Here is a 2,082-nt window from a genome sequence, read left to right on the forward strand (position 1 = left end):
GAGCCATGCTCGGCAAGGGCTCTACCGGGAAAACCTCTGCCGAGCATGGCTCGGCACTACGCTCCGGCTCAGCGGTACGGCCCGGGGCCGCGCCACAGCAGTTCGCCGTAGCGATAGACGTACATCACGATGACGAACTGACGCGCGTCGCCGATGTCCTGCAGCTCGGGTGAACCGGCCTGCAGCATGCGGCACTTGCTGGAGCCACGGCGCAGCGCGACCTCGGCGGGGCAGACCATCAAATACGTGGTGCCGGGCAGCGGAATCGACAATTCCTTCTTGCCATTGACCTCCTTGGCGCCATCCATCCACGCGCGCAGTTTTTCCTCACTGAGCAGGTCATAGATGATCTGGTAGCCGCCGACTTCCATGGCTGGTGCGCCGGCACTCTTGTCCACGCTCCTGCCGCTGTCATTGCCCTGACCGGCGGAGCGACCGTAGTCGTCCGGCGCGGTGGTCCTGTCCAGCGAGCCGGGCGGGCGTCCTGTCCAGGTCTGCGGACGCCTCGGCACGGTTTCCGACGGGCTGGCTGCCGCTGCGGGCGCGGCCGGGGTCTGGGCCAGTTCCTGGGTCTTGGTTTCCTCCTGCTCCGGCTCGCTCGGCGGTTCGATATAGCGGGCTTCCGGCACCGGTTTGCGTTCCTCGCTGCGTCGCTGCGTGGTCGGCTTGGGTTGTGAACGCGTGGTCTTGTTGGGCTTGTCCTTTGGCGGCACCTTGCTCTGCTCCGTGGACGGCGGTGCCTCGCCGACGAAATCGACCTTGGTGCGGCCGCCGCCGGAGGAGCCCTGCGGCGAGGAAACCACTGGCGGATTGGAGTACAGCAGGAGCAACAACATCAGCACATGCAGCACAGCTGTGACCAGCACCGCGATCCAGCGGTCGCGACGTTCATGCCAGAGCTTGAGTTTGAACTGCTTGGGAGAACTGGGGGTGTTGGTCATGCCGCGTTCTGGGGCCTTGAAGTTGCTGCCCTCGTGCGGAAGTCACGCCGTGCCACCGATAGGGAACCGGCATGGTAACGCCTGCGCCCGGCGCGCAACCGTGCCGTCGGTGCTGTTGCCGGGTATGGGGGCGGTCTGGTCTTGCGGCTTCGGCAAGCCGTGGGTACAGCAGGGTCAGGTGCTGGTGCCGTATCCGTATCGAAGGTAACCGTGGACGGTATCGGCGCATGGCCGGGCTATGATGCCCCTCCCGCCGCGGACAGCTGGCGGGGACCCCCATCACAATGGAAACAGCTGCATGCGCATCCTGCTTGCCCGTCACGGCGAAACGCCGTGGAACGCCGAAGGCCGCTACCAGGGCCAGATCGACATTCCCCTCTCGCCGGTGGGTGAGGCCCAGGCAAAAGCCCTGGGTGAGCGGTTGGCCGATGTGCAGATCACCCGCGCCGTGGCCTCACCGCTGAGCCGTGCGCAGGCCACCGCCAAGGCCGCATTGGGCAGCGCACGCGAATCCATGTTGCTGACCGAGCCGGATCTGCAGGAAATCGCCCACGGTGAGTGGGAAGGCTTGCTCGCCAGCGAGATCGATGAAAAAGACCCGGCGCGCCTGCGCGCCTGGCGCGAGGAACCCGATACCGTGCTGATGCCCGGTGGTGAGTCGCTGCGGCAGGTGCTGGACCGCAGCTGGCGCGGCCTGACCGCCGCCGCCGAAGGCCTGGGGGACGACGACACTTTGCTGGTGGTCGCTCATGACGCGGTCAATCGAGTGATCCTGTGCCGGATCCTGGGTCTGCCGATCTCCAAGCTGTGGAGCTTCCGCCAGGCCCCGACCACGCTGAACCTGCTGGAAGGCCCGGATGTCGAGCACCTGGAAGTGGTGCGCCTGAACGACTGCGCCCACCACACCCCGTTCTTCGGCGAAGCCAAGCACCGCGCGCTGTAAGGCACAGCAGGGCTGCCGTTGCCCCCTCCCTTTCACGTAGTGAAGGGGAGGGTCGGGGAGGGGTTGGCTCTTCGCTGGCTGACGCAGCCGTGGCTCCGCGCCTGTAGAGCCGAGCCATGCTCGGCTGAGGTTCTCCCGGTGCGGCCTCCTGCCGAGCCTGGGTCGGCACTACACAGCCCCGCCATGACATGCCGGCAA

The 2,082-nt window shown here is 66.6% G+C and carries 2 protein-coding genes; one reads left to right on the plus strand and one right to left on the minus strand.

What is annotated here, in order from left to right; translation table 11 throughout:
• Window positions 1-68: 68 nt before the first annotated feature.
• A complete protein-coding gene (locus QMX78_RS21210) occupies window positions 69-941 on the minus strand; it encodes a type II toxin-antitoxin system RelE/ParE family toxin (protein WP_282273397.1) in 873 nt (290 codons plus the stop codon).
• 298 nt (window positions 942-1,239) lie between these two features.
• Between QMX78_RS21210 and QMX78_RS21215 the strand changes: the two genes are divergently transcribed.
• Window positions 1,240-1,884 carry a histidine phosphatase family protein gene (locus QMX78_RS21215; RefSeq protein ID WP_282273399.1) on the plus strand — a complete coding sequence of 215 codons (645 nt, stop codon included), beginning with the start codon at window positions 1,240-1,242 and terminating at the stop codon, window positions 1,882-1,884.
• Window positions 1,885-2,082: the final 198 nt, after the last annotated feature.

Source organism: Stenotrophomonas sp. PS02298, from assembly GCF_029959445.1.
Taxonomy (GTDB): domain Bacteria; phylum Pseudomonadota; class Gammaproteobacteria; order Xanthomonadales; family Xanthomonadaceae; genus Stenotrophomonas.